Genomic DNA, 26158 nt, shown 5'->3' on the forward strand with positions numbered 1-26158 from the left:
CTCAACGACTGTCCGGCTTACTTAAAGCTAACCCACTTCAAATTATCTTAGCCACTCATATATCAGACTATTTTCTGATATTCCTGAGAGTTCACTGCCAGAAGAAAGGTCTGATTTCTCTTCTGCTGAAACAGTATTGGCTTCAGAGCTTCCCTCATAAGGCGTTATTCCGGTTTCCACATTGTCGGAAGGAACCACATCCAGCTGCGGAACGGCTTCGGTAAACTCACGGTCAATTTTTTTGATATCGCTGTTCTGAATCAGTTCATTTTCAAACTCAGCATCAGAAGCCAGCAGATTCACTCTGAAGGTAACACGCTGACCAACTACCTGAACCACTTCTACAAATGCAACACTCTGCATCTGCTTTAACTGCTTTTCTAAAACAAAGAAACTGTTGGCACTGCTGATACCGATAAAGTCAGCAAGGACAGATTCTGAAGACTCTCCCGTTCTTTTCACTGCACTTTTCTGAGCGTAGTAATTAGTGACCTCATCAATCACTTTTTCAAGCGCCTGAGCCGTCTGGCCCACTTGTGTTCCACTAACAGGCTGCAGTGATAACGAGGTCAGCATTTCAGGCTTTGAGTCGTAAAGCGACCAGCGTATACCATCTTTTGAACCCATTTTATGAACACGCAACACAAGCACGGCGTCAACCGGATAGCGTTTGGTGACATTACTAAGAGGTTCTAAGAAACCTCCCCAGAGATCCGTTGGCGCAATACCGGTCACATCTTCAAAGTCTCCAACGGGCACGGTAACCGGTAATCCACGCAGTGCGGCATAGTAACGAAGCTGATTGATAAACGGACTTTCAGACTGTTCCCAAAGAATCTCACGTCCGCGGCGGTTTTCTTCAACAACCCAGACGGCTAGATTTGCCCTTTCATCTGACCAGTATGGCAATTGCGCCTGAGTCAGTAGCGACTGAATCTGTGGCGGGTTAAAAACCATTTTCAGCGTAGGATTTCCTGATTGCTCACCATAGCCGATCTGTGAAAGATACTTTGAACTGCTTCTTAATGCTTTTTTAATTATCGCATTATCCGCCACATTTTTTTCGCCAGAGGCCCTGACAATGACATTTTTCAGACCCTCTGAACGAGCTTTGGTTTCGGCTTCAGCGTCGTTGGTATCCAGCATGACTTCCACGCTAAAAACATTTACTTTCGTAGTCGCCTGAACAGGAAAAACAAATAATCCCATTAACAATAAAGTGAAAAAGCGCATAGTGCCCCTAAAACTGTAAGTAGTCTGATAACTGTAACTCCTTAAATGGTAAACAACTCTGCATAGAGGGGCAAGGTAATTACCTTTGTCAGAGGAGAGAATTTGGCCTGAGTTCAATCTGTCTTATTTATGTTTTTGATAACTTTATCACAGTTTTTTTGATCTGAACCCCTAAAGCAAACGTTTGCTAAGTGATAGAATCCCGCGAATTTTGTTTAACACACAATGGAAACCATCATGACAAACGTAATTCAAGGCGCTCAAATGCTCTTCGTCGCATTTGGTGCATTGGTTCTTGTTCCTCTTCTTACAGGTCTTGATCCAAACGTTGCACTTTTCGGAGCCGGTGTCGGTACTCTTTTATTCCAATTTATCACCCGCCGCTCTGTTCCTATCTTTCTCGCTTCATCCTTCGCCTTTATTGCTCCTATTATGTACGGTGTCCAGACCTGGGGTATCGCAGGTACTATGGGTGGCCTGATGGCAGCTGGTGCGGTTTACGTGCTTATGGGTGCCGTTATTAAAGCGAAAGGTGTGGAGGTTATTCATAAACTTCTGCCACCGGTTGTTGTGGGTCCGGTTATCATTGTTATCGGCCTGGGTCTGGCTCCTGTCGCAGTTAATATGGCGCTGGGCAAAACCGGTGACGGTGCAGTTCAGCTTGTGGATGCGGACCTTGCTCTATGGATCTCCTGTGCATCACTGCTGACAGTAATCGCGATCAGCGTATTTGCTAAAGGTTTCCTTAAACTGCTTCCAATCGTTGGCGGTATCGCTGTTGGTTACACCATCAGCCTTGTTATGGGTATTGTGGACTTCACACCGGTTGCTCAGGCTTCATGGCTGGCTCTACCAAACTTCACCATGCCTGAATTTAACATCAACGCTATCCTGTTTATGATTCCGGTGGCGATTGCTCCGGCAGTTGAGCACGTTGGCGATATGCTGGCAATCTCTCAGGTAACGGGTAAAGACTACCTGAAGAAGCCTGGCCTGCACCGCACTATTATGGGTGACGGCGTGGCAACTATGGCTGCTTCTATGGTTGGTGCTCCGCCAAACACAACCTACAGTGAAGTAACAGGTGCGGTTATGCTGACAAAAGCATTTAACCCGGTAATCATGACCTGGGCAGCTGTCACAGCCATCGTTCTGGCTCTTGTTGGTAAGCTTGGCGCGATTCTTCAGACTATTCCGGTTCCGGTAATGGGCGGCATCATGATTCTGCTGTTCGGTTCTATCGCAACTGTTGGTCTGAACACACTAATCAAAAACAATGTCGACCTGCACAAGTCACGCAACCTGGCAATTGTTGCGGTAACTCTGGTATTTGGTATCGGTGGTATGGCTTTCGGTATCGGCGAATTCAGCCTTCAGGGTGTCAGCCTTTGCGGTATCGTAGCTATCCTGCTTAACCTTATCCTTCCGCATGATCTTGGCGAATCTCATGTTGTAGATAACGCTCAGATGGAAGAAGATGCGTAATTCGCTTCTTTTGATATAAGTTTCTAACGCGAGTCTATTAAGGCTCGCGTTTTTTATTTGCTGTCACCGTAAACTATTGCTTGAAGCATTAGATCAAAACTCGAATAGTTATGCAGAAGCCTCGTTCCCATGGTCCTCCGTGGGAATGTATATGGACTCCCCCTGTAACACAAGTGGTTTAAGATAATAAGAGTTTATGCAAGTGCACGTATATTCGGTTTCATCATGGGGCGCTACCCCGAACCTTTATGGCTAAATCCACTAACAAGGCTTCTAATCGCAGTCCAGGCATTTATTGCCTCATTCCCACACAGAGTTTGCCTTGTGTGCTGTGCTAACACTTTATCTTAATTACTTGCTATTACGCTGGTTTGTCGTTTGCTCCAAATTCAGCTTTACCTTATTTCAGTTAAGCTAACTTAAGCTGGTAAGGCTGTTTTGATTTCAATATGGCACACGCCATCCTGACTATCTTATTCGCTAGAGCAATAACGACTTTATTCACATGGTTTCTCTCTAACAGAGAGCGTATCCACTGACTAAGTGGATCAGTTTTATCTTTGACATGACTAACTACAGCTCGGGCACCATGAACGACAAGAGCTCTGAGATAACGATCTCCTCGCTTAGTAATGCCAAGGTTGATATTTCTACCTCCACTTCCTGTATGAGCAGGCACTAATCCAATGCTTGCGCTTGCATCCCTACCACACTTATAAGCCGATGCATTTCCTAACCTGGCATACAAAGCACTGCCTGAAATCCATGAAATACCCGGTAACGAGGCTAAAAGCTTACAATCTTCATTTTGTTTTGCCTGATTGGTAAGAGCTTGAGTGGCATCATCAATTTGGGTATCAAGCGCGAGCAACTGTTCTTTAAGATTATTTAGAATAAACCGAGCAGCATGGGTTAATTCATTTTCAGCATTTTCCAACTCAAACGGTAGCTGTTTTCTGAGCGAATTGATTCCTATGGGAAATTTGATGCCATATTCCATCGCAAGCCCCCGGATACGGTTAGCAAGCTGTGTTCGTTGCTTAATATAACCTTCCCGCAGTCTTAGTAAGCAGGCAAGATCTTGCTGTTCAACAGTTTTAACCGGAACGAAATGAATATCTGTCCGCTGACTGGCTTCATAAATAGCCAAAGCATCATTGGGATCATTTTTATTTCCCGAGCGATACTTAGCGGCGATCTGAGCAGGCACGAGTAAGACTTGATGTCCTGCCTGCTGGAACTTTCGACCCCAATAATGAGCCGTTGCACAAGCTTCCATACAAATAACAGCTTTGGGGTGCTTAGCCACCATTGAAATTAACTTTGATTGAGATACTTTTTGATTAGATGAAAGCTTTCCGTGCTTATTAATTATCGCAACTTGAATAACAGTCTTAGCAAGGTCGATAGAAATAGTGATATTCTTGTTCATGGCATGGGCTCCTTTTTAGTTGACACTCTTACCTTAGCCGATATTTTCGACGAAGGTGAGGGAGTCCATGCCATTGCATATCAGGCTCAAAGTTACCAGCCTGGGTACAAACTGTCACCAAACTGATTTTCTTTACTTTTTAGTGTGTTACGTGGAAATCTCAGCCGAAGTATGCATTCCCACGCTGGAGCATGGGAACGAGGGTTTGGTGAGTGATTTGACGTTATTATTGCATAAAGAAAGCATGCTATTTCAAATGGCAACGCTCGCTTCCCGCCTGACTCAGGCCTGACAAACTTTCAGAAAAATAACAAATCTCCTTTTGCATTTTCCTCACCATTTCAAGAGGATACCAGCCTTATTTTTGTTACTTCAGTGCTGTGACTATGGAGATAATCTATGTGTTTTAAGTCCCTGTTCGGAATTCTCGGACTTGCCCTTCTTCCATCAATATCAATCGCCAGTGACGCCCGAAGTACCGGGATGGGAAAAGCGGGGGTGGCAAGTGCAGACTATACTGTCGCCTCTTTCTATAACCCGGCCCTTTTGGCTACGCCAGACCAGTTACATGGATTTGGTGCTGTCATTGCCGCCAGTTATGCCTACAGACAAAACAAAGAGAACGCCAATAAAGTAAAGGGGATAGAGCAGTTCGATGACCTGTACTCACTCTCGCCGGAAAACATCTCTTCTGAACTGATTGAACTGACAAACAACAACCTGAGCTCACTGGATGGAAAAGCCATCGATATGAGTAATATGGAAGCGGCATATGCTTTCGCTATTCCAAATGCCGTCCTGCCAATAAGTTTTTTTATCCAGGGAGAGAGCACAAGAGTTGATAGTGTTCATTCAGCCGACTATAAAACCGGTTCAGTGGAAAGCACCAAAGATCGTATCGAAAACTCAACACACGATAAGTACCACTTTTTTGTTGCAAACTATGGTGTGACCTTTGCGCAGTTACTGAATATCCGCGGAGAAACGATTTCACTGGGAATCTCTCCCAAGTATCAGAAAATGAGTACCCGAACCTCCCAGGATACATCCGGCGTTGACGATGCAGAGGTAAAAAACTATGGCAGCGGAGTGAACTTTGACCTGGGTGCTCTCTGGTACAGAGGACCCTGGCGCATGGCTCTGTCAGTCAGAGATATTATCGGACAAGAAGTAGATGTTGATGAAAGCAGCCACTATGAATTAAACCCATATGCCACATTAGGAGGCGCATATACCGGCTATAACTATGTGCTCACCGCGGACATTGATCTGAATAAACAAGAGCACTTCTCTCATCTGGATGATGAAACACAATTTGTCCGTTTCGGTGCGGAAATGGGAACATCCGGCTGGATCCAGTTCAGGGTTGGCTATGAAGCAGATCTGGAAGATACAGTGGACAACTTACTCACCATGGGGATTGGTCTTAGCCCATGGCAAGTCGTTCACCTTGATCTTGCCTACAGCTATCGCAAAGAGAGCTCAATTGGTTTTATGATGAACCTTAAGGTAACTTTGTAAATTAAACGAATGAATAAGCCACAAAATCACTTAGTGAAACATCTCCCGGTAATTCCCCGGCGATATCCCTTTCCAGGAGCTGTAAGCGCGGATAAATGAATTTGATTCACTAAATCCCAGCAGAAAAGAGATCTCCCCCAGCGACATGCTGGATTTTTCCAGGTAATGGTCCGCTAATTCAGCACGGACAGATTGCAAAACTGACTGATACGTCTCCGCTTCAGCTGTCAGTTTACGCTGTAGTGTGCGCTTACTCATGGCCAGTTTTTCAGCCACGTGTTCTATGGTGCTTTGTCCGCCGGGCAGCGCTTCCAGTAAAACAGCCCGCACCCTGTCCACCGTATTAGCACTGGATGTCATATCCGCCAGCTTCTGATTAAGTTTACTTTCAAAGAACTCCCACATAGCGGCATTCTGAGTCATAAAGGGTTTACGGGCATCTTCTGCACTGAAGCGTATTGCAACCTGCTTACCCGGTTCTAACTTGCAGCCGAAATAAGATTCAAACTCTTCGGTGTTCTCCGGCAGTTCTGGTAACTCCACCGCCAGAGGAGTAATAGGTTCACGGGTGGCTAAACGGGCAAGCTGAGTAAAAAATACCATTTCGCTTAAACTCAGTGAGGCAGGAAGCGGCCCCTGATGACCATAACAGCTTATTTCAAGTCTGGTCTCTTTTTCTGTCTCTTCTATGTCCAGAATCATAGGCCCGATAAGAGGTTTGTACTCTCTCAGCCGTGATACGGCGGTATTAAGGTCCTGGCTGCAAATTGACGCAAATATCGGTGCATCGAATGACTCCACCGTCATATGCCTTGCCAGAAGAAGCGGGAGCTGTCGCTCTCCCGCCGCTTTATCAATTCCATACCAGAGCTGAAAATATTCCACAGGTGAAAGAGTGGGATTTGGCCGGTTAAACAAGTCTGCCGGAAGCCTGGCATTGGCCAGTACCGCATTGATATCTATCTGCATATCACTTAGCAGCAATTTCCATGTGGGAGAGATAACAAACTTATTTGCCCTTTTCATTTCACACCCTTTTTTCACTTAAGCTGATTTTTCCATTGCCTGACGAGAGGTTTTCAATACCATTTTTCTTGGCAGGAACGGAATAATCCAGTCCAGCATAAAGCGTAGTTTACCTTCATTAAAGGCCACCAGCTCACCCTTTTCCATAGCAGAGTAACCGCACTTGGCAACAGAGGCCGGTGTTTTTGCATTTTTCCAGATATCGATGCCCTGAAGATCGCCTGCCGCAACAAAGCCTGTAGCCACCGCACCCGGACACAGAGCGGTAGCAGTAACATTGTACTCGCGTACCTCTTCAGCAACCGCCTGAGTAAACGAAGTGACGTACGCTTTAGTTGCATAGTACACCGCTTGTAGTGGTCCTGGTATAAACGAAGCCGTGGAGGAGACATTCAGAACACGGCCATTGTTACGCGCCACCATACCTTTCAGGTAATAGTGAGTCAGGTTGGTCAGAGTCACCATATTTACCTGCATCATTGCCTGATCAGCCGCCAGCTCACGTTCGTGGAACAGACCGTGGCCACCAAAACCGGCATTGTTAATCAGGGTATCAATCTGCAAACCAAGCGCTTCTGTCTGCTTAAAAATACGCTCTGCCGAATCGGCCTGTGACAGATCTTCCGCCAGCACTGTCACACTGACTTTATACTGGCTTTCCAGCTCAGCTTTAAGCTGGTTCAGTTTATCTTCCGAACGGGCAACCAGTACCAGGTCACCACATTTTTGCGCATGAATTCGCGCCAGTTCTAAACCAATGCCACCCGATGCGCCTGTAATCAGTGCTGTATTTGAAGTTGTCATCTTTGTTCCTCACGTATTGAATTGATGACGCTATTTTAAGCAATCCGATTACGCCACGCACTGGCAGATGGTGACACCATGCTAGCAAAATATGCCAATCTAGATTTAGGGATAAAAAAAGGACGCCTCTCTGGCGTCCCTCTCTGACAGTTGATAGCTACAAGCTGACAGCTTATTTAGTACCGAAGATCTTATCACCCGCATCACCAAGACCAGGTACGATGTAGCCTTTATCGTTCAGCTTCTCATCGATAGCTGCTGTGTACAGCTCCACATCCGGGTGCGCTTTTTCCAGAGCTTCAATACCTTCTGGCGCAGAAACCAGAACAAGTACTTTAATTGCTTTACAACCTTTCTCTTTTAGCAGATCGATTGTCGCAATCATTGAACCACCTGTTGCCAGCATTGGGTCAACAACCAGAGCAATACGCTCATCGATGTTAGATGCCAGCTTGTTGAAGTAAGGGATTGGCTCCAGTGTCTCTTCATCACGGTAGATACCAACCACACTGATACGTGCACTTGGTACGTGCTCAAGAACACCATCCATCATGCCAAGACCTGCACGCAGGATAGGCACTACCGTTACTTTCTTACCTTTGATTTGATCGACTTCTACCGGACCATTCCAGCCTTCGATGGTCACTTTTTCAGTTTCAAAGTCTGATGTTGCTTCGTAAGTCAGAAGGCTACCAACCTCTGTAGCTAACTCACGAAAACGCTTTGTGCTGATGTCTCCTTCACGCATTAAACCTACTTTGTGTTTAACTAACGGATGTTTCACTTCAACAACTTTCATTTTCTTCTCCGGTAACATGAGTTTTTCAATTTAAACCGCGCGATTATACAGGTTTTCAATATAAAACTCTCAAATATTTTTTCTGGCGCAAACGATTATCTTTTCTTACGCAAACGTTTTCCTTTTTGCTCTAACTCAGTTAGAATTGCGCCGTTTTCCCCATCCAACTTACATGACGAGGACATCCCGTGAGTGGTAATAACTCTTCTCTTAGCTATAAAGACGCTGGTGTTGATATTGATGCAGGTAATGCTCTGGTAGACAGAATTAAAGGTGTTGTTAAACGCACCCGTCGCCCTGAAGTAATGGGCGGTATTGGTGGTTTTGGCGCGCTGTGCGAACTGCCAACCAAATATAAAGAGCCTGTTCTGGTTTCAGGTACCGATGGCGTGGGAACTAAACTTCGTCTTGCTCTGGACATGAAAAAGCACGACACCATTGGTATCGACCTTGTGGCTATGTGTGTTAACGACCTGATTGTTCAGGGCGCAGAACCACTGTTCTTCCTTGACTACTACGCGACCGGCAAACTGGATGTAGACACAGCAGCTGACGTGGTAAGCGGTATCGGCGAAGGCTGTATTCAGTCTGGTTGTGCACTTATCGGTGGCGAAACGGCAGAAATGCCGGGAATGTACGAAGGCGAAGATTACGACGTTGCAGGCTTCTGTGTTGGTGTTGTAGAAAAGTCTGAAGTAATTGACGGCACGAAAGTGACAGCCGGTGATGCACTGATTGCTGTTGGCTCAAGCGGCCCTCACTCTAACGGTTACTCACTAATCCGTAAGATTATTGAAGTATCAGGCGCTGATTTAACAGAAGAGCTAAACGGCCACTCTATCGGTGAACAACTGCTGGAACCGACTAAGATTTATATCAAGTCAGCACTGAAAATGATTGCTGAACATGATATCCACGCTATCTCTCATATTACCGGTGGCGGCTTTTGGGAAAACATCCCGCGCGTTCTGCCTGAAGGTACAAAAGCGGTTGTTGATGGCTCAAGCTGGGAATGGCCTGCTATCTTTAACTGGCTACAGGAAAAAGGTAACGTTGAGACCTTCGAAATGTACCGTACCTTCAACTGTGGTGTTGGCCTTGTTGTTGCACTTCCTAAGGATCAGGCTGATGCGGCAGTGGAACTACTGAAAGCTGAAGGCGAAAACGCCTGGGTAATTGGTGAGATTGCTCAAGCGAAAGATGGCGAAGAGCAGGTAGAAATTAACTAACTCATGCAAAACATTGTTGTTCTTATCTCAGGAAACGGAACCAACCTGCAGGCTGTGATTGATGCCTGCGGGTCTTTGATCACTAAAGGACAAGTGTCGGCAGTATTTTCAGATAAAGCCGGTGCATACGGACTGGAAAGAGCAAAAAATGCAGGTATCGATGCCATCGTTCTGGATCCGAAAGCTTATCAATCCCGTGAGCTTTTTGACCAGGCTCTGATGACAGAGATCGATACTTATAAGCCTGATCTAATCGTTCTGGCCGGATATATGCGCATACTCAGCGATGAGTTTGTCCGCCATTATCTGGGCAGAATGATCAATGTTCACCCCTCCCTTTTACCTAAATATACCGGTCTGAATACTCATCAGAGAGCTATTGATGCCGGCGACACTGTTCACGGCACATCCGTACACTTTGTAACTGAAGAGCTGGATGGCGGCCCTGTTATTTTACAAGCTGAAGTCCCGGTCTTTGAGGATGACACAGCCGAAATCCTGAATGAAAGAATTCAGTCTCAGGAACATAGAATCTACCCGATGACCATTCAGTGGTTTGTTGAAGGCAGGCTGGAGATGAAACAAGGTAAAGCCTGGCTAGACGGACAAGAGCTGGGGCCAAAGGGTTACGCCCCATAGCCCCATAGCCTATTACGATGGCGCCTGATTCCCCGGCTTAGGCGCAGCAAACGCCACATCCTTCAACTGCTCAGCATTGCCCGACAACAACTCCCCAAACCGAAACAGATTAAACTCCCCCGGCTTCATTCTCTGCCAGGTTTCATTTTCCGTTAATGGCTGAGTGGCAATAACAGTAACCACATCATTAGGAGTCGTCTCTTCCTGAAAGTTCACCGTTATATCTTCATCAATAAGCACCGCCTTGCCAAACGGTGCTCTGCGGGTAATCCAGTACAGATGATTGGTGCAGTAGGTCATCACATACTCACCGTCGCTGAGAAGCATATTAAACACACCAAGCTCTTTCAGAGAGTCGCAACACTCCGCCACATAGCGGAACATTTCTGTCATATCTTCCGGTGGCTCTGGGTATCTGGTTTGCAGTTTATTCAGAAGCCAGCAGAAGGAAAGTTCGCTGTCTGTGGCTCCAACCGGACTGAAACGGCCGGTTTGCAGATGGCTGTAATCTGTCAGTTGCCCGTTATGGGCAAAGGTCCAGTAGCGTCCCCAGAGTTCACGGGTGAAAGGATGGGTATTTTCAAGACTGACCCCACCCCGGTTTGCCTGCCTGATATGGCTGACGACCGCACAACTTTTTATGGGATAATTCTGAACCAGTTCGGCAATTTTTGAACTATAACTTGGCTCGGGATCTTTAAAGGTACGAAAGCCTTTACCTTCGTAAAAAGTGATCCCCCAGCCATCACGATGGGGGCCGGTATTGCCCCCACGCTGCATCAGACCGGAAAAGCTAAAACAGATATCCGTAGGTACATTGGCACTCATGCCAAGAAGTTCACACATCTCTGCTGAGCCTTACGCCGCCATCTCTTTTTCAATTAGCTGGATCAGGATATGGATAATCTTGATATGAACTTCCTGAATACGGTCAGCATAGCCAAAGTGTGGGACACGAATTTCGATATCTGCCGTTCCTGCCATCTTACCGCCATCTTTACCGGTCAGAGCGATGGTTTTCATTCCCTTCTCTTTTGCCGCTTCGATAGCGATAAGAATATTGCCGGAATTACCCGAAGTAGAGATACCCAACAACACATCACCGGACGCGCCCACAGCTTCTACATAGCGGGAAAAGACATAATCATAACCAAAGTCATTACTTACACATGACAGATGGCTTGGATCAGAAATCGCAATACCCGGATAACCAGGACGGTTTTCACGATAACGTCCGGTCAGCTCTTCAGCAAAATGCATCGCATCACAGTGGGAGCCACCGTTACCACAGGAAAGCACCTTGCCTCCCTGTTTGAATGAGTCTGCAATCATTTTTGCAGCAGCTTCAATCTGCTGAATGTTTGCATCATCGCTTAAAAATTTATTAAGGACTTCTGCAGCTTCTGTCAGTTCTGAACGAATTAGATCTTGATACATGAGGATTCTCTTCTATTAGTATTAACCCCGGCTGGTATTGGTATTATTTTGTTCCAGGATCGCCGATAATTCAGCCGGGTAATGTCAGCGTTTTAGAAAATGTAGCAGCGTAGATGATTCAATAACAAGTTTTTTTTAAGATTTTGGCGGAGCATTAAGTTGCATTTCTGGTACAGCCACTTTTCTTATCCTAAGTTTACTGAACAGGAACCAGCCAATTAAGCCAAGCAGTATCACTACCAGGTTGCCGATAAGAATAATAAGCATGCCGTCGATACGGGCTTCTTCCCTGTCACGCTGAATCCGCTCCAGTTCAAGCTGGCGCTTTTTCTCTTCCTGATGTTTAAGGAAGGCTTGGGTCTGTTTTTCAACATCCAGCTTTTCCATAATACTAAAACCAGCACCGGGCAGGTCGATGACCAGCTCTCGCTGGAATGCGCCTTCTGTGGCATAGGCTGTACCCTTCCAGGTATGCTTACCCGGAGTCTCATCATAAGGCAGGGCAAACTCCATAGAGAACGAATCCTCTGCTACCGAGCTTTGAGTAACAATCTTGCTGTTATTCGGTCCCGCCTGTTCAATATGTACCGCCAGCGTACCCGGCAGAATCAGACCCTGCTCACCGGACACTAGCATGCTATGGTCAACACCCTCTTCTCTGGACTGAACAAAGGTCGCCGAAACCGGAGAAGGATAAACAAGCACTGTATCTTCAACCGCTCTCATAAACACGCCGTTGCCAGAAGTAATTCTTGCCCGGTATTTACCAGGATCAACCGTAATTGGAATCTCTACGGTAAATACGCCATCTCCGGCGATTTCATCCAGCCCCTCACCGCTGTCATAAAATGAGGCAATTTCGACGGATTTTGGCTTCTCTTCAGCTTTAAGCAATTCTTCATCTTTCAGATACGGGGTGAACTCGACTCTTAAGGTCACGCGATCCAGAAACTCTTTCAGCTTTAGCGGCTTATCCTCATAGGTCAGCCTGGCCGTAAATTTGATTTTTTCACTCTGATAAAGTCGCGAGGGGAAGTCATCCACATCCAGTTTAACGTCTGACAGCAGGGTAATGTTGTTTTTAGGGGTGATCTTACCAATCGCCTGCCACGGGCCCGGCATGGGTTTTACCACAGAGATGATATCCATGCTCTTGTCCGAGAACCATGAGACGTTCTCAGGGTGTTTCCAGGCGTAGTACTTAGTACCGTCGGGTCTGACAAGAATGGAGGAGCGGGAAGGCACTTCACGGTAAATCACAAAGGAGACCTGATCGATTTTTGGATCGATCCGGAAGCGGTTATCCAGAATTGAAAATGTTGCTTCTTCTGCCTGTGACCAGACTTGAACGCTAAACAGCAATCCAATAATAGTGAACAGAATTCGCAACATAGTTTCCTCTTCTTAATTACGCCACAAGCAGCTACCGCTTTTTTCCACAATATCCAATCGCTTACTGTGCTCTTCTAGTTCATCGGCAGAGGCACGTAAAACCTTTAGCGCTTTTCTGCCACTCACTGCGCGTTTTATGCTTTCTGAACCGGCGTCACCTTCTGACTGCTGTCCCGCGCTGAACTGTAATGAGGTCTGACCGCCTGTCATTAACAGGTAAACATCAGCCAGGATCTCGGCATCGAGCAATGCCCCGTGCAGTGTACGGTGCGAGTTATCTATACCATAGCGTTCACACAAGACATCAAGGTTGTTTCTTTTGCCCGGGAAGATCTTCTTCGCCATGGCCAGTGTATCGGTAACCTTGCAGTACTGTTCTGTCTTACCGATGGACGGATCCAGCATACCGAATTCATGATCCATAAAGCCGGTATCGAAGGGCGCGTTGTGCGCAACCAGTTCGGCTCCGTCGATAAACTCAAGAAACTCTTTATGAACATCAGCATAAACCGGCTTGTCTCTGAGGAACTCATCGGTAATACCGTGAACCTCTACCGCATCCGGCTGGATCTCTCTGTCCGGCTTGATATAACAGTGAAAGTGCCTGCCCGTCAGCTTGCGGTTGACTATCTCCACGGCACCGATCTCAATGATGCGGTGATTTAAATAGTGAGGCCCGCTTTCCCGGTTCATACCTGTGGTTTCGGTATCGAGAACTATGATGCGGTCATGTTGTGAATTGTTACTGCTGCTCATATGTGTAAGACTATGTCGATTGTGTTTTATTAAATGATATCAAATCATGACAAAACTAGTTGAAGTTTTCACTGACGGCTCTTGCCTGGGAAATCCCGGCCCCGGCGGATATGGCATAGTACTCAGATATAAGCAGACTGAAAAGCAGATTGCGAAGGGATTCAGACTGACTACCAATAACAGAATGGAGATGATGGCGGCTGTTATCGCCCTCAGGACGCTAAAAGAGCCCTGCCATGTGGTTCTGACCACGGATAGCCAGTATGTTCGTCAGGGAATCACCCAGTGGATTCATAACTGGAAAAAGCGTGACTGGAAAACCGCGGATAAAAAGCCGGTTAAAAATGCGGATCTGTGGAAAGAGCTGGATGCAGAAACCACACGCCATCAGATTGAGTGGAAATGGGTTAAAGGTCACGCCGGACACCGTGAAAACGAAATCTGTGATGAAATAGCCAGAGCTGCGGCTGAATCCCCTACTGAAGAGGATACGGGTTATCAAGGCTAACCAATCTCTAGCAGCCTAACTTTTATACACAAGTCTAATTGAACAGAGAGAAGTTCCTCCCCTTAGACACGAAAGGCCGGATTTTAGAAGAAGTTACATCCAAGGGGAGGTTAGGAGGGGTTGTTGCTTAGAGGTTTAAGGTTCTACGAATTAGTTAACTTTTTGTATAACCAACCCCCTCTAACTCCCCCTTCTATTAGCTTTATCAACCAATTAGGCTTTATTGCTCAAGGGGGAGAACCATTCTCTGCCCACTGACCTCATCAAACTTCTCTCAACAGACTAGGACTGGTCACTGTTAACCCTGTAATTCAGCCCAACAGGTGACAATCTCCGCTTTAGTCTCCAGTGTGGCTTTATCGGTTTTAACGGATAGGTTCGCTTTCTTGCCACGATAAAATAGAGAGTTCCGAAGTTTCCGGACCAGTCTCCCAGGCTGTTCTCCAGCCAGGTCCAGAACGGGTGTTTCATGGGGAAGACCGCATACTTATCACAGTGAATCACTTCATAGTTAAGCAATCCCAGCCAGTCTCTTGTGCGGGTCGGGGTAAACATCCGGCCACTCCAGGGAAGGTTGTTTTTCCTCCAGGGCATCATACTGGCTAATCCGGTAAAGCTGAGCGGGTTAAAACCGGTAAGCACCAGATAACCGTCGTCCACCATTACCCGGTCAACTTCACGTAACAGACGGTGGGGATCATTGCAGTATTCAAGCTGATGGGCCAGCAATACCACATCAATGCTTTTTTCTAAAAAAGGCAAATCGTAGGGATCGGCGACCACGTTCCGGAGCGGATTCATAGTATCAAGGTGAACTTGGTGTTGAATATTGCACATACTACTGGCAAGCTCACAACTTAAACCACCAAGTTTAAGCATATGATAGCCAAACAACTTCGGGCACCACTCGTCAATACGGGTCTGGATTGATTCAGAAATCCATGCACCGTTTTTCATCTGCTGCCATGAATGAGGCTGTTTAATTTTACGTGATGTACGCGCTGGCTTCATCAGTACCCCAATATTAGTTGCCGGAGAGAAACTATATGTTGACTATCAAAAGCATACCTGCATTTAACGACAATTACATCTGGCTGATTCAAAATAACAGCAATGGGTGTGCGGTTGTTGATCCGGGTGATGCGACTCCTGTCATCAATTATCTGCAAGAGAACGGACTTGAGCTGGAAGCAATTCTGATCACCCATCACCATAATGACCATACCGGCGGCATTTCCGCCCTGTCCAGGCACTACCCGAATGTCATCGTTGCCGGACCAAAAGAGTCCATAACGCCGGGTGTAACACTTGAACTATCCGAAGGCGATCAAATCTCACTGTTTGATACCACTTTCCAGATTATGGAACTGCCCGGCCACACCAATGACCATATTGGTTACTTTGGCGATGAAAAGCTGTTTTGCGGCGATGTGCTCTTTTCCGCAGGCTGTGGACGCATCTTTGAAGGCAGCGCCGAACAGATGTATCACTCACTGATGAAACTGGCTAACCTGCCGGACGAAACCCAGGTGTATTGCGCCCACGAATACACAGCTTCAAATATCATTTTTGCCCTGGCTGTGGAGCCGGACAATCAGGATTTGCTGGCCTACAGAGATAAGACCCAGCAGCTTCGTTCACAGGGCCAGTCAACACTGCCAAGTACCCTGGAGCAGGAAAAACGGATCAATCCATTTCTCCGCCTTAATGAGGAAAGTGTCATCTGTTCGGTGTCAAATCGGACAACAGGTACCACCCCTTGTGAGATCTTCACAGCATTACGGCAGTGGAAAAACGAATTTTAACTGTTAGTTACTTGTCTCTCAGTAGTACGGCAAGTATTATCATCAGCTATTTTCTAGCAAAGGTGAGATATTAATGAGAACGGTGTTTAGTTGGGTTCTGTTGTTATTTCTGGTTGGTTGCCAGACGACTCAACAAAATGACTCTGCCGCGCAGGATACCAATGCGTCAACAGATGAGGCTACTCTGGCTGAAAGCCAGCCAGAATCATCTGATGCAACGGATCAGCCATCCGAAACTGCGCAGTCTAATCAGGTTACAACCAAACCGGAAGATGTGACTCAGGAAGAGCCAAAGCAAACACCATGGAATCAGGAAGACGTTTGGCAACGCATTGCAATGCAGCTGAAGATGCCTATTCCGGATCAGAAAAAAGTTGAATATTACCGTAACTGGTATATTACTCACCCTAAGCATCTGGAAGCGGTATCCCGGAGGGCGACGCCTTTTCTTTATCTAATTGTTGAAGAGATAGAAAAGCGCCAGCTTCCTCTGGAGCTTGCGCTTCTTCCGATAGTAGAAAGCTCCTTTGATCCCTTTGCCTACTCCCACGGCAGCGCAGCCGGTCTTTGGCAGTTTGTACCGGGCACAGGAAAGATGTATGGCCTGAAGCAGGGCTACTGGTACGACGGAAGACGCGATGTTGTTGCAGCGACAGATGCCGCCCTTAAATACCTTGAAAGCCTGAATCAGCGCTTTGACGGCAACTGGAATCATGCAATTGCAGCCTACAACAGTGGCGGCGGCCGCGTTTCAAGAGCGATCAAGAAAAACAAGAAGGCCGGTAAAGCGATTGATTTCTTCTCGCTTGATCTGCCAAAAGAGACCAGCGGCTATGTGCCAAAACTGCTGGCTCTGGCTGACATTGTCGCAAACCAGGAAAAGTACGACATAAAAATCCCGGCAATTGCAAACAAACCGGTTCTGAAAATGGTTGATCCGGGAGAGCAGCTGGATATCGCTCTGGCAGCGCAGTATGCTGGGATGAAAGTCGGCGATCTGCAAAAACTAAATCCGGCCTACAACCAGTGGGCAACACCACCTGAAGGTCCGCACCGCTTCCTGCTGCCAATTGAGAACGTGGGTAACTTTACTGAACTGGCAGAGAAAAACCGTGGTAAAGGCATTAAAGTGGTTCGCTACAAGGTGAAATCCGGTGATGTTATCAGTCTGATTGCCCGCAAGCACAACACCACAACCGAGACGATAAAAACCGTAAACAACCTGAGCGGCAATATGATCCGTGTCGGTCAGTATCTGATGATACCTACCTCCAGCCAGAAGGGAGCCGCCTACACCTTAAGCGCTCAAAACCGCCTGAAGAAAACTCAGTCCGTGGCGCGTGGCAAATACAAGGTAACTCACACGGTTGCTAAGGGTGACAGTTTCTGGACTATCGCCCGTAAACACAAGGTATCTCACACCTCGCTGGCTAAATGGAACGGCATGGGTCCAAGGGACACCCTGCGCATCGGCCAGAAACTGGTTATCTGGAAGAACAGCAGCGATGGTGCCATTATCCGTACTGTTCACTATAAAGTTCGCTCCGGTGACACCATCAGCGCCATTGCCAGCAGATTCAGAGTTAAGTCCGCTGATATCCTGAAATGGAACAATCTGAATAAGAATAAGTACATCAAGCCTGGTCAGAAAATTAAGCTTTACGTTGATGTCACTAAGGTGAGCGTATGATTGTAGAACCGTCCCGTAATCCATTAGTTCTGCTTCTGGATATTTTTCGCTCGCCAACTTCCTGCTTTGCTGCGCTTTATCAGCGCGGCATGTGGGGCTGGTTTCTGTTTATTATCCTTTTGCTGAGCCCGTTTGTCTTTTGGGGCTCTTACTTTGATATCGTTGATTTCAACTGGCTGAAGTCCAATTTGATTCCCCAGTTGACGGCTGTTGCCCCTGATCAGATAGCCTTGCTGGATAAAAATACCCTGATGGCCAGCGAAATCATGGGTGATATCTTTAACCGCATTGTGGGTATCGCGCTGCTTGCATTCTGGTTTCTTGTGGCCACTAAACCAAGCCAGTATCAGTTCGGTTACTGGAAATGGTGCGCTGCCAGCTGTGTTGTTATGTTTCCGGCAATACTGGGCGATTTCGCCAGCTATGTTTCAGTACTGATTAAGCACGGCCAGGTGATGTACTATGCAGCGGACTTAAACAGCCTGAATGGCCTGTTAAAGCTGCCTCTGACCAGCGAATGGTCTGCTTTTGCCAGCTCATTACCTCTGCTTCTGCCCTGGTATATTGTTCTTAGCTACTCAGCCATCGGGGCCTGGACTGAATTTAATAAAACTCAGGCGCTTAAGATTGCGATTCTGCCTTGGGTCGGTTTCTATCTGGTCTGGGCTTTGCAGATACTGCTATTCTAAAAGCTCAAAACCAGCCAGCAACGGGTTATGATCAGAAGCGTCCGATTCGGGCGCTTTTGCGTTTATAAGCTTCAGGTTTTTGTAGTAAATATGATCCAGAGGAAGGCCTGTGACAAATTGCTTTCGGTTGTCCGGGTCAAATGGGACAGCGGCAAGTCCTAAGCTATCCGCAACACGGCTAAGCTCTTTCATCCGGCTTTCACTCCAGCTATTAAAATCACCTGCCAGAAGAAGCGGTCCCCTATGATTATCAACCACTCTCTGCAACTGCTTAAGCTGCTTCTCGTAGTCTTCGGTGCCAAGGGTGAAATTGATGGCGTGAACATTAATAGCCGCCAATTGCTGCCCATTGCTTAGCGGATAGCGTGTATAAAGTGCAGACTTAGGCAGTCTCAGCCAGGGCTCAATGCTGGTATAAGCACAAGCTTTAGCCGGAAAAGAGTGAGACAGGCTGATCACCCCGGCACTGGTATCAAAGGCATCAAAGGCTTTTACCATCTGGCTGTCGAGATTCTCCGAAACCATCCAGCTCTTAAAGCTGTCCGTCAGGCTGGCCTCCTGCAACAGCATCAGCTGTGCATCAGCGGAAAAGCGGCTCAGGCTCTTCTGCCAGCTGGCACGGTTTTGTTTGTAGATATTCCAGACCAGCAGGTTAATTTTGCCGTCTTTATCGAGTATTTGAGCGTCAGGGTTTTGGTAGCAGTGAGTGGACTCCTGCCAGTTTTGCTCTGTAGCAGAGACAAGTGTGGGTTGCCCGGGGATATCAAAAACTAGTTGATAGACTAGATAAGGAGAAGAAAATAACAGCAGAGTTGCTACAGTGAGTTTCTTTTTCATACAGGCACCACCGTACGGTTCTCCCCCTTGAACGAAAAAGTAAAGAGATCGATGGAGTAAACAGAAGGGGGAGTTAGAGGGGGTTGAACACGCATTAGTATAATCGGTAACTGATACTTCAATTAAGCAACCCCACCCAACCTCCCCTTGGAAGTAACTTTTTCGAAAACCCAACCTTTCCAGGCTAAGGGGAGGAGCTGTTCTTTGCCCCTCCAACCATAGGCAGGCTACTAATTAAATAGCGTCTTCGTCTTCTTCGCCGGTACGGATACGTACAACACGCTCCACATCCGTTACGAAGATCTTACCGTCACCGATTTTGCCAGTCTGAGCCGTTTCGATGATAGTCTCGATACACTGCTCAACCACGTCCTGGTTCACTACGATTTCCAGTTTAACTTTTGGAAGGAAGTCCACCATGTATTCTGCGCCACGATAAAGCTCTGTGTGACCTTTCTGACGACCAAAACCTTTTACTTCAGATACTGTCATACCTGTGATGCCAACTTCTGCCAGTGCTTCACGTACATCATCAAGTTTAAAAGGTTTAATAATTGCTTCGATTTTTTTCATCTTAATCCCTTAAATTGTAACTTTGGCATTATTATTACTGATAACAGCAAAATAGCCAATGGATAAGCCACAGTTAACTAATAATTCATTTCAGGCTGGAGTAGTAAGCAGCCAGGTTCTCAATATCCTGATCACTAAGAATAGCGGCTTGCGGCTGCATTAATGCTGATTGTCCGCCACTTCTCTGTTTTGATTTGTAAGCTTTCAGCGCATTGACCAGGTATTTCTCATTCTGACCTTTCAGGCTCGGGTAGCCGTCAATGGATGATACACCGTTTGAACCGTGGCAAGCCCCGCAAATCATAGACTTAGATTTCCCGGCAGCAGGATCACCGGCAAGGGCTGATCCGCTGAAAACAGTCACTCCGATAAGAGCTCCCAGTGCTAATGCTTTCATAACTTCCTTCCTTTTATCGTGATTTATAGTGTTTTATCCCATACTAAATCACAATCACGCCCACTGAAAGCCTGATCAACAAATAACCCCGGCACTGCCACAACTCTGTTATCCAGCATCAGAATCGGTGTACGCCTCCTCAGCCAGCTGGGCACGCCATATTCCTGGAACAGCTTCTTCATGTTTCGGCTGTGATTGCGCTCCAGAGGATGAGCGGTCAGGCCTTCCGGATTAAAGCTGACCCGCAATGCTTCTTCGCAACTAAAAGCTCTGAGTGAACCGTGCAAGCACCCTGGTTTTAACTGCAATGAGCCCAGCCCGTCAGGCAGCAGAACCTTTTCTCCCGCTTTAACCGGAGCACTCCAGTTACTGATATCCTGATACTTCCCGGTAACAAACAGCTCGCCGCGAAAGCGCCTGATTTCACCGGATGTCAGTACCAGCTTTGGATTGGCATCTTCTCTGGCATTTGCCACTTCATCCCAAATCATGGAAAGCTGTTTTTGTGACGGCATAAGGCAGCCACGCCCGGATAACCAGAGCCTGATTAACTGATTGCGGGCTAATGCACTCTGTCTCGCCAGCTTCTCTACAGAGAGTCCCCCTAAGTCAGATACCATCTCCACAAGCCTGTCAGATAAAAGCTCATTGAGCAGCATTTCCTGTTCAGCACAGATTCTGGCACTTCTGCTGACCGACTCTTCAAAGTGAGGCCAGCGGGATTTCAGAGCCGGAACCACTTCCTGCCTGAGGAAGTTGCGATCAAATTTGGTATTCTGATTGCTTTCGTCCTCCACCCAGCTTAGAGCGTTAGACTCAGCATAGTCACAAATGGCCTGCTGGCTTACCGTCAACAGCGGCCTGATAATCTGACCTTCAGAAAAAGTCATCCTTTCCGGCATAGAAGATAAGCCTTTAGGCCCGCTTCCCCGCTTAAGAGCCAGCAGGAAGGTCTCCGTCTGGTCACTCAGATGCTGGCCTGTTATCAGGGTGTCATCCGCTTCAACAAAACGGGAAAGCACTTCATAGCGCTTATCACGCGCTTCCTGCTCAATACTGGTCTGGGCATCAATTTCCAGTTTAACCCGCTCCACAACCAGATTTATCCCGCACTCATGGCAGCACTGGTGACAAAACTCTGCCCACTCGTCTGCATTTTCACTCAAACCATGGTGAATATGTACCGCTGTATATCTGTTTTCCGGATGGCGGGACTTATATTCAGATAAAAGATGCAGCAGAACCACAGAGTCAATACCACCGCTGAGCGCAAGAACAAGGGTCCCGCCCTTCGGGTGATACTTATCAAGAATGGAAGAAAAGCCTGGTAGCAACAAAATAACCTCAATAAAAAAGCGAGCCCTGATATGACTCGCTTTATTCTATCTGTTTAAGCTGCGATTAACAGTAGCCGTAGTTCATCAGCCTACGGTAACGGCGCTCAAGAATGATATCTGTATCGAACTGATCCAGATCTTCCAGTTGCTGCACAAGAATGTTTTTCAGGTTTACCGCCATTTTCACCGGATCGCGGTGAGCACCACCAAGAGGCTCTTCAATAATCTCATCGATCAGACCAAGCTCTTTCAGTCTTGGCGCGGTCAGGCCCATTGCTTCCGCAGCCTGTGGGGCTTTGTCTGAGTCACGCCAAAGAATAGAGGCACAACCTTCAGGAGAAATAACAGAGTACGTAGAGTACTGAAGCATGTTCACATAATCACCAACACCAATTGCCAGTGCGCCACCAGAACCGCCTTCACCCACAACATTGACAATCACCGGCACCTTAAGACCTGCCATCACTTTCAGGTTCTTAGCAATCGCTTCGGACTGTCCGCGCTCTTCTGCGCCCACACCAGGGTAAGCACCCGCAGTGTCAATAAAAGTAATCACCGGCATTTTAAAACGCTCTGCCATTTCCATCAGACGAAGGGCCTTACGGTACCCTTCCGGCTTTGGCATACCAAAGTTACGTATTACTTTTTCTTTAGTCTCACGACCCTTCTGATGGCCGATAACCATGACAGGACGGCCGTACAGACGAGCCATACCGCCAACAATCGCTTTATCATCAGCGTATGCGCGGTCACCCGCCAGTTCATCAAATTCTGTAAAAATATTATCAATATAATCCAGCGTGTACGGACGCTGCGGGTGACGGGCCAGCTGAGCAACCTGCCATGCACCTAAGTCACCAAAGATTTTTTTCTTGAGTTCCAGACTCTTCTCTTCTAATTGCTGAATCTCTTTATCCAGATCAACGGAAGCATCACCACCATGACGTGAAACATCTCTCAGTGCTTCAATCTTTGCTTCCAGCTCTGCGATAGGCTTTTCAAATTCTAGAAAGTTTAAGCTCATCTATGAGTCCTTAGTTATACAGTCGCTACATCTGAGCAACTGGATTTTAGTTAAATTCGAGTTCTACCTGATTTTTGCCAAGTAACTGTTTTAAATCATCCAGCAGTGCATCATCCGGGGTTACGCGCCATTCTGTTCCCAAAACAATTTTAGCACGCGCATCCTGACGCTGATAATACACATTTACCGGTACAGTTCCCGCTCTGTACGGCTCCAGTGCCTTACTGAAGCGCTCAAAAAACTGTTCGTCTATCTGTGACTGCTCTACGGATACCGACAAACTGCGCACGTATTTTTCACGGGCTTCGCTGATATCCAGAACTTCGCGGGCGGACATTTTAAGCCCACCATTGAAGTCATCAAAGCTGACCTGTCCGGAAACGAGCAAAATTTTGTCTTTTTCCAGCAATTCAGCGTAGCGATCCAGCACATCGGAGAACATCATCACCTCCATACGGCCGGATCTGTCATCCAGTGTCATGATACCAATTCTGGTACCACGCTTGGTTGTCATCACTCTGGCAGCGATAACCAGTCCTGAAAGTGTTACCGACTGGTCTCTTCTTGTCGGCACCGCATCTTTTAATCGACAACTGGTATAACGACTTAGTTCCTTTATGTAAGCGTTTATTGGGTGTCCGGTCAAATATAAACCCAATGTTTCCCGCTCGCCTTCAAGCCAGACTTTTTCCGGCCACTCGGGAACCTGGGCATAGGCCTGCTCAACCTCTTCCGGTGCTTCGGTCAGTACACCGAACATATCGGTCTGGCCGAAGGCTTCTGCCTGATGATGCTGACCGGCGGCTTTTACGGCATCATCCAGCGATGCCATCATAGCTGCGCGGTGAGGGCCCAGTCTGTCCAGCGCCCCTGCCTGAATCAGCTTCTCTATTACCCGCTTATTGACCTTTTTCAGATCAATCCGGGCACAGAAGTCAAACAGATCCTTAAAGTGACCATCTCTGTTTCTCGACTCAATGATGACTTCAATCGGGCCTTCACCCACGCCTTTGATAGCGCCGATGCCGTAAACAACAGCGCCATTTTCATCAACATTAAAGCGGTACAGTCCTGAGTTAATATCCGGCGGAAGCACCTTAAGCCCCATACGGAAACACTCGTCCACCAGACCAACCACCTTCTCGGTGTTATCCATATCGGCTGTCATTACCGCAGCCATAAACTCAGCCGGATAATGGGTCTTCAGCCAGAGCGTCTGGTAAGAAACCAGCGCATAGGCAGCGGAGTGCGATTTGTTAAAGCCGTAACCGGCGAACTTCTCCACCAGGTCGAAGATTTTCATGGCCAGTTCGCCATTCACGCCGTTATTAATGGCACCTTCTTCAAATACGGCACGCTGCTTTGCCATCTCTTCAGGCTTTTTCTTACCCATTGCACGACGCAGCATATCCGCACCGCCAAGTGTATAACCGGCCAGTATCTGGGCAATCTGCATTACCTGCTCCTGATACAGGATAATGCCGTAAGTCGGATCCAGCGTCTCTTTCAGAGATTCGTGCTGCCAGGTTTCATCCGGATAAGAGATGGCTTCGCGGCCATGCTTACGGTCGATAAAGTTATCTACCATGCCCGACTGAAGCGGTCCCGGACGGAACAGGGCCACCAGTGCGATAATATCTTCAAAACAGTCCGGCTGAAGGCGCTTGATAAGCTCCTTCATACCGCGCGATTCAAGCTGGAATACCGCAGTAGTTTCTGAGTTTTGCAGCAGGCGGAAAGACTTAGCGTCATCCAGCGGGATGGACTCAATCCGGACCGGATCCAGCCCTTCTTTCGCAAGGCGCGGGTTAATCAGGCCCAGAGCCCAGTCGATGATGGTCAGGGTTCTCAGACCCAGAAAGTCAAACTTAACCAGCCCGGCGGTTTCTACATCGTTTTTATCAAACTGAGTAACCGGGAAGTTGCCCTCTGAATCACAGTAGATAGGCGCAAAGTCAGTAATTGTGGTGGGTGAAATTACCACGCCACCAGCGTGCTTACCCGCATTTCGTGTCACACCCTCAAGGATGCGGCACATATCAATCAGTTCTTTAACTTCTTCGTCAGCTTCATAAATTTCCGGAAGCTGTGGCTCTGCCTTAAAGGCTTTTTCCAGCGTCATACCCGGATCAGGCGGCACCAGTTTAGAGATACGGTCAACAAAGCCGTAGGGATGACCAAGAACCCGGCCGACGTCGCGTATTACCGCTTTAGCAGCCATGGTACCAAAGGTGATAATCTGAGATACCGCATCACGGCCGTACATCTCGGCTACGTGGTCAATCACCTGGTCGCGCTTATCCATACAGAAATCGACATCAAAGTCGGGCATGGAAACACGTTCCGGGTTCAGGAATCGTTCGAAAAGCAGGTCATATTCCAGCGGATCAAGATCGGTAATTTTTAGCGCATAGGCAACCAGAGAGCCGGCACCTGAACCACGCCCCGGTCCTACCGGCACATCGTTATCCTTAGACCACTGGATAAACTCCATTACGATAAGGAAGTAGCCCGGGAAGCCCATATTGTTGATAACTTCCAGCTCGATCTGCAGGCGATCTTCGTATTCAGGCCGACGTTTTTCTCTCTCTTCCGGGTCCGGGAAAAGAAACTCAAGACGCTCTTCCAGCCCTTCTTCGGACTTCTTGATAAGAAACTCTGTTTCTTCCATCCCTTCGGTAGGGAAAGCCGGCAGGAAGTACTCTCCAAGGCGAACCGTAACATTACAGCGCTTGGCAATTTCCACTGAGTTCTCCAGCGCTTCAGGAATGTCTGCAAAGAGTTCACACATCTCCTCTTCGGTACGAAGATACTGCTGAGCACTGTAGTTTTTCGGACGGCGCGGATCTTCCAGCGTATAACCGTCATGGATGGCAACCCGGATTTCGTGAGCATCAAACTGCTCTTCTGTCAGGAACACCACATCATTGGTGGCCACCACCGGCAACTCAGCCTTTTCTGCAAGCTCAAGTGCAAAGTGAAGATACGTCTCTTCATCGGCACGGCCTGTCCGGGTTAGTTCCAGATAGAATCTGTCTTTAAAGTGCTCCTGATAAAAGTTGACACACTTCTCCACCAGAGGCTGATTGCCTTTTAACAGCGCTTTACCAATCTCACCGTCTTTACCGCCGGAGAGGATAATCAGGCCTTCGCTATGGTTAGCCAGCCAGGCTTTATCAATAACAGGCTGATGCTGAACATGCCCGCGCTGGTATGCCTCGGAGATCAGCAGAGTAAGATTGTTATAACCGGTATTGTTGGTAGACAGGACGGTAAGCTTAGTCAGCTCTTCACCAAACTCATCAGACTGCATGGTAAAGTCAGCACCAATAATCGGCTTGATACCGCACCCATGCGCAGTATTGTAAAACTTCACCAAGCCACAAAGGTTAGTGAAATCCGTCAGAGCCATCGCCGGCATACCTAACTCAGCAACTTTCTTAACCAGCGGCGGAACCTTGGAAAGGCCATCGACCATGGAGAAGTCGCTGTGGATGCGGAGGTGAACAAATTTGGGATCTGACATTAATTGTTTACTCGAATAA

The 26158-nt window shown here is 47.4% G+C and carries 24 protein-coding genes; 8 read left to right on the forward strand and 16 right to left on the reverse strand.

Going from position 1 to position 26158, the window contains the following annotated elements:
* Nucleotides 1–42: 42 nt before the first annotated feature.
* Complete coding sequence (locus L3Q72_RS10920) at nucleotides 43–1233, reverse strand: DUF2066 domain-containing protein (protein WP_275129979.1); 1191 nt, start codon at nucleotides 1231–1233, stop codon at nucleotides 43–45.
* A 237-nt stretch (nucleotides 1234–1470) separates the two neighbouring features.
* On the opposite strand from L3Q72_RS10920, the gene L3Q72_RS10925 reads away from it, so the two are divergent.
* Nucleotides 1471–2718, forward strand: a complete 1248-nt coding sequence (locus L3Q72_RS10925) for a uracil-xanthine permease family protein (RefSeq protein ID WP_275129980.1) — start codon at nucleotides 1471–1473, stop codon at nucleotides 2716–2718.
* Between the two features lie 409 nt (nucleotides 2719–3127).
* Here the strand turns inward: L3Q72_RS10925 and L3Q72_RS10930 are convergent, their stop codons facing one another.
* Nucleotides 3128–4150 carry an IS110 family transposase gene (locus L3Q72_RS10930; RefSeq protein WP_275129409.1) on the reverse strand — a complete coding sequence of 341 codons (1023 nt, stop codon included), beginning with the start codon at nucleotides 4148–4150 and terminating at the stop codon, nucleotides 3128–3130.
* A gap of 399 nt (nucleotides 4151–4549) precedes the next feature.
* Between L3Q72_RS10930 and traF the strand changes: the two genes are divergently transcribed.
* A complete protein-coding gene (gene traF, locus L3Q72_RS10935) occupies nucleotides 4550–5671 on the forward strand; it encodes a conjugal transfer protein TraF (RefSeq protein WP_275129981.1) in 1122 nt (373 codons plus the stop codon).
* A 30-nt stretch (nucleotides 5672–5701) separates the two neighbouring features.
* On the opposite strand, the gene L3Q72_RS10940 is transcribed toward traF, so the two are convergent.
* The 3 genes from L3Q72_RS10940 to upp all read right to left on the reverse strand — a co-directional run bounded on the left by L3Q72_RS10940 (nucleotide 5702) and on the right by upp (nucleotide 8300).
* Complete coding sequence (locus L3Q72_RS10940) at nucleotides 5702–6697, reverse strand: AraC family transcriptional regulator (protein WP_275129982.1); 996 nt, start codon at nucleotides 6695–6697, stop codon at nucleotides 5702–5704.
* A gap of 18 nt (nucleotides 6698–6715) precedes the next feature.
* Complete coding sequence (locus L3Q72_RS10945; protein ID WP_275129983.1) at nucleotides 6716–7501, reverse strand: SDR family oxidoreductase; 786 nt, start codon at nucleotides 7499–7501, stop codon at nucleotides 6716–6718.
* A gap of 172 nt (nucleotides 7502–7673) precedes the next feature.
* The gene (upp, locus tag L3Q72_RS10950; protein ID WP_275129984.1) at nucleotides 7674–8300 is read right to left on the reverse strand and encodes a uracil phosphoribosyltransferase; all 627 of its coding nucleotides are present in this window, start codon (nucleotides 8298–8300) and stop codon (nucleotides 7674–7676) included.
* Nucleotides 8301–8488: 188 nt separating this feature from the next.
* Here upp and purM point away from each other — a divergent pair, with 188 nt between their 5' ends.
* Nucleotides 8489–9529 (forward strand): phosphoribosylformylglycinamidine cyclo-ligase, encoded by a 1041-nt coding sequence (gene purM, locus L3Q72_RS10955; protein WP_275129985.1) that lies wholly within the window; start codon nucleotides 8489–8491, stop codon nucleotides 9527–9529.
* Nucleotides 9530–9532: 3 nt separating this feature from the next.
* Nucleotides 9533–10168, forward strand: coding sequence for a phosphoribosylglycinamide formyltransferase (gene purN, locus L3Q72_RS10960; protein ID WP_275129986.1), 636 nt, complete (start codon nucleotides 9533–9535; stop codon nucleotides 10166–10168).
* A gap of 12 nt (nucleotides 10169–10180) precedes the next feature.
* On the opposite strand, the gene L3Q72_RS10965 is transcribed toward purN, so the two are convergent.
* The 4 genes from L3Q72_RS10965 to dnaQ all read right to left on the reverse strand — a co-directional run bounded on the left by L3Q72_RS10965 (nucleotide 10181) and on the right by dnaQ (nucleotide 13753).
* Entirely contained in the window at nucleotides 10181–11014 is an 834-nt protein-coding gene (locus L3Q72_RS10965; protein WP_275129987.1) for a class II glutamine amidotransferase, read from the reverse strand.
* Nucleotides 11015–11026: 12 nt separating this feature from the next.
* Nucleotides 11027–11605, reverse strand: a complete 579-nt coding sequence (lpcA, locus tag L3Q72_RS10970; RefSeq protein ID WP_275129988.1) for a D-sedoheptulose 7-phosphate isomerase — start codon at nucleotides 11603–11605, stop codon at nucleotides 11027–11029.
* A gap of 135 nt (nucleotides 11606–11740) precedes the next feature.
* On the reverse strand, nucleotides 11741–12997 hold the full coding sequence (locus L3Q72_RS10975) for a TIGR03503 family protein (protein WP_275129989.1): 1257 nt from the start codon (nucleotides 12995–12997) through the stop codon (nucleotides 11741–11743).
* Between the two features lie 12 nt (nucleotides 12998–13009).
* Nucleotides 13010–13753 carry a DNA polymerase III subunit epsilon gene (dnaQ, locus tag L3Q72_RS10980; protein ID WP_275129990.1) on the reverse strand — a complete coding sequence of 248 codons (744 nt, stop codon included), beginning with the start codon at nucleotides 13751–13753 and terminating at the stop codon, nucleotides 13010–13012.
* A 46-nt stretch (nucleotides 13754–13799) separates the two neighbouring features.
* Between dnaQ and rnhA the strand changes: the two genes are divergently transcribed.
* Complete coding sequence (gene rnhA / locus L3Q72_RS10985; protein WP_275129991.1) at nucleotides 13800–14261, forward strand: ribonuclease HI; 462 nt, start codon at nucleotides 13800–13802, stop codon at nucleotides 14259–14261.
* 282 nt (nucleotides 14262–14543) lie between these two features.
* Here the strand turns inward: rnhA and L3Q72_RS10990 are convergent, their stop codons facing one another.
* Nucleotides 14544–15272, reverse strand: a complete 729-nt coding sequence (locus L3Q72_RS10990; RefSeq protein WP_275129992.1) for a class I SAM-dependent methyltransferase — start codon at nucleotides 15270–15272, stop codon at nucleotides 14544–14546.
* A gap of 35 nt (nucleotides 15273–15307) precedes the next feature.
* On the opposite strand from L3Q72_RS10990, the gene gloB reads away from it, so the two are divergent.
* The 3 genes from gloB (at nucleotide 15308) to L3Q72_RS11005 (ending at nucleotide 18445) form a co-directional block, all read left to right on the forward strand.
* The gene (gene gloB, locus L3Q72_RS10995; protein ID WP_275129993.1) at nucleotides 15308–16066 is read left to right on the forward strand and encodes a hydroxyacylglutathione hydrolase; all 759 of its coding nucleotides are present in this window, start codon (nucleotides 15308–15310) and stop codon (nucleotides 16064–16066) included.
* 73 nt (nucleotides 16067–16139) lie between these two features.
* Nucleotides 16140–17756 carry a LysM peptidoglycan-binding domain-containing protein gene (locus L3Q72_RS11000; protein WP_275129994.1) on the forward strand — a complete coding sequence of 539 codons (1617 nt, stop codon included), beginning with the start codon at nucleotides 16140–16142 and terminating at the stop codon, nucleotides 17754–17756.
* The gene (locus L3Q72_RS11005; protein ID WP_275129995.1) at nucleotides 17753–18445 is read left to right on the forward strand and encodes a YIP1 family protein; all 693 of its coding nucleotides are present in this window, start codon (nucleotides 17753–17755) and stop codon (nucleotides 18443–18445) included. The genes L3Q72_RS11000 and L3Q72_RS11005 overlap by 4 nt, the downstream gene beginning before the upstream one ends.
* On the opposite strand, the gene L3Q72_RS11010 is transcribed toward L3Q72_RS11005, so the two are convergent.
* The 6 genes from L3Q72_RS11010 to dnaE all read right to left on the reverse strand — a co-directional run bounded on the left by L3Q72_RS11010 (nucleotide 18437) and on the right by dnaE (nucleotide 26139).
* Nucleotides 18437–19282, reverse strand: coding sequence for an endonuclease/exonuclease/phosphatase family protein (locus tag L3Q72_RS11010; protein WP_275129996.1), 846 nt, complete (start codon nucleotides 19280–19282; stop codon nucleotides 18437–18439). The two genes, L3Q72_RS11005 and L3Q72_RS11010, sit on opposite strands and share 9 nt — an antisense overlap.
* A gap of 234 nt (nucleotides 19283–19516) precedes the next feature.
* Complete coding sequence (gene glnB, locus L3Q72_RS11015; protein ID WP_275129997.1) at nucleotides 19517–19855, reverse strand: nitrogen regulatory protein P-II; 339 nt, start codon at nucleotides 19853–19855, stop codon at nucleotides 19517–19519.
* 85 nt (nucleotides 19856–19940) lie between these two features.
* Entirely contained in the window at nucleotides 19941–20252 is a 312-nt protein-coding gene (locus L3Q72_RS11020; RefSeq protein WP_275129998.1) for a cytochrome c, read from the reverse strand.
* Between the two features lie 23 nt (nucleotides 20253–20275).
* Nucleotides 20276–21586 (reverse strand): tRNA lysidine(34) synthetase TilS, encoded by a 1311-nt coding sequence (gene tilS / locus L3Q72_RS11025; RefSeq protein ID WP_275129999.1) that lies wholly within the window; start codon nucleotides 21584–21586, stop codon nucleotides 20276–20278.
* Between the two features lie 67 nt (nucleotides 21587–21653).
* On the reverse strand, nucleotides 21654–22613 hold the full coding sequence (gene accA, locus L3Q72_RS11030) for an acetyl-CoA carboxylase carboxyl transferase subunit alpha (protein ID WP_275130000.1): 960 nt from the start codon (nucleotides 22611–22613) through the stop codon (nucleotides 21654–21656).
* A 46-nt stretch (nucleotides 22614–22659) separates the two neighbouring features.
* Complete coding sequence (gene dnaE, locus L3Q72_RS11035; protein ID WP_275130001.1) at nucleotides 22660–26139, reverse strand: DNA polymerase III subunit alpha; 3480 nt, start codon at nucleotides 26137–26139, stop codon at nucleotides 22660–22662.
* Between the last annotated feature and the right edge of the window lie 19 nt (nucleotides 26140–26158).

The organism is Vibrio sp. JC009 (assembly GCF_029016485.1).
In the GTDB taxonomy this organism is placed as follows: Bacteria; Pseudomonadota; Gammaproteobacteria; order Enterobacterales; family Vibrionaceae; genus Vibrio.

What these genes read in the sequence shown, in the direction of transcription:
- gloB (WP_275129993.1), top strand. Translation starts at nt 15,308, where the DNA reads ATGTTGACTATCAAAAGCATACCTGCATTTAACGACAATTACATCTGG.
- L3Q72_RS10975 (WP_275129989.1), bottom strand. Translation starts at nt 12,997, where the DNA reads ATGTTGCGAATTCTGTTCACTATTATTGGATTGCTGTTTAGCGTTCAA.
- traF (WP_275129981.1), top strand. Translation starts at nt 4,550, where the DNA reads ATGTGTTTTAAGTCCCTGTTCGGAATTCTCGGACTTGCCCTTCTTCCA.
- L3Q72_RS11000 (WP_275129994.1), top strand. Translation starts at nt 16,140, where the DNA reads ATGAGAACGGTGTTTAGTTGGGTTCTGTTGTTATTTCTGGTTGGTTGC.
- L3Q72_RS10925 (WP_275129980.1), top strand. Translation starts at nt 1,471, where the DNA reads ATGACAAACGTAATTCAAGGCGCTCAAATGCTCTTCGTCGCATTTGGT.
- L3Q72_RS10920 (WP_275129979.1), bottom strand. Translation starts at nt 1,233, where the DNA reads ATGCGCTTTTTCACTTTATTGTTAATGGGATTATTTGTTTTTCCTGTT.
- L3Q72_RS11010 (WP_275129996.1), bottom strand. Translation starts at nt 19,282, where the DNA reads ATGAAAAAGAAACTCACTGTAGCAACTCTGCTGTTATTTTCTTCTCCT.
- accA (WP_275130000.1), bottom strand. Translation starts at nt 22,613, where the DNA reads ATGAGCTTAAACTTTCTAGAATTTGAAAAGCCTATCGCAGAGCTGGAA.
- dnaE (WP_275130001.1), bottom strand. Translation starts at nt 26,139, where the DNA reads ATGTCAGATCCCAAATTTGTTCACCTCCGCATCCACAGCGACTTCTCC.
- L3Q72_RS10930 (WP_275129409.1), bottom strand. Translation starts at nt 4,150, where the DNA reads ATGAACAAGAATATCACTATTTCTATCGACCTTGCTAAGACTGTTATT.
- lpcA (WP_275129988.1), bottom strand. Translation starts at nt 11,605, where the DNA reads ATGTATCAAGATCTAATTCGTTCAGAACTGACAGAAGCTGCAGAAGTC.
- L3Q72_RS10990 (WP_275129992.1), bottom strand. Translation starts at nt 15,272, where the DNA reads ATGAAGCCAGCGCGTACATCACGTAAAATTAAACAGCCTCATTCATGG.
- L3Q72_RS10940 (WP_275129982.1), bottom strand. Translation starts at nt 6,697, where the DNA reads ATGAAAAGGGCAAATAAGTTTGTTATCTCTCCCACATGGAAATTGCTG.
- rnhA (WP_275129991.1), top strand. Translation starts at nt 13,800, where the DNA reads ATGACAAAACTAGTTGAAGTTTTCACTGACGGCTCTTGCCTGGGAAAT.
- upp (WP_275129984.1), bottom strand. Translation starts at nt 8,300, where the DNA reads ATGAAAGTTGTTGAAGTGAAACATCCGTTAGTTAAACACAAAGTAGGT.
- purN (WP_275129986.1), top strand. Translation starts at nt 9,533, where the DNA reads ATGCAAAACATTGTTGTTCTTATCTCAGGAAACGGAACCAACCTGCAG.
- L3Q72_RS10945 (WP_275129983.1), bottom strand. Translation starts at nt 7,501, where the DNA reads ATGACAACTTCAAATACAGCACTGATTACAGGCGCATCGGGTGGCATT.
- glnB (WP_275129997.1), bottom strand. Translation starts at nt 19,855, where the DNA reads ATGAAAAAAATCGAAGCAATTATTAAACCTTTTAAACTTGATGATGTA.
- L3Q72_RS10965 (WP_275129987.1), bottom strand. Translation starts at nt 11,014, where the DNA reads ATGTGTGAACTTCTTGGCATGAGTGCCAATGTACCTACGGATATCTGT.
- dnaQ (WP_275129990.1), bottom strand. Translation starts at nt 13,753, where the DNA reads ATGAGCAGCAGTAACAATTCACAACATGACCGCATCATAGTTCTCGAT.
- L3Q72_RS11020 (WP_275129998.1), bottom strand. Translation starts at nt 20,252, where the DNA reads ATGAAAGCATTAGCACTGGGAGCTCTTATCGGAGTGACTGTTTTCAGC.
- L3Q72_RS11005 (WP_275129995.1), top strand. Translation starts at nt 17,753, where the DNA reads ATGATTGTAGAACCGTCCCGTAATCCATTAGTTCTGCTTCTGGATATT.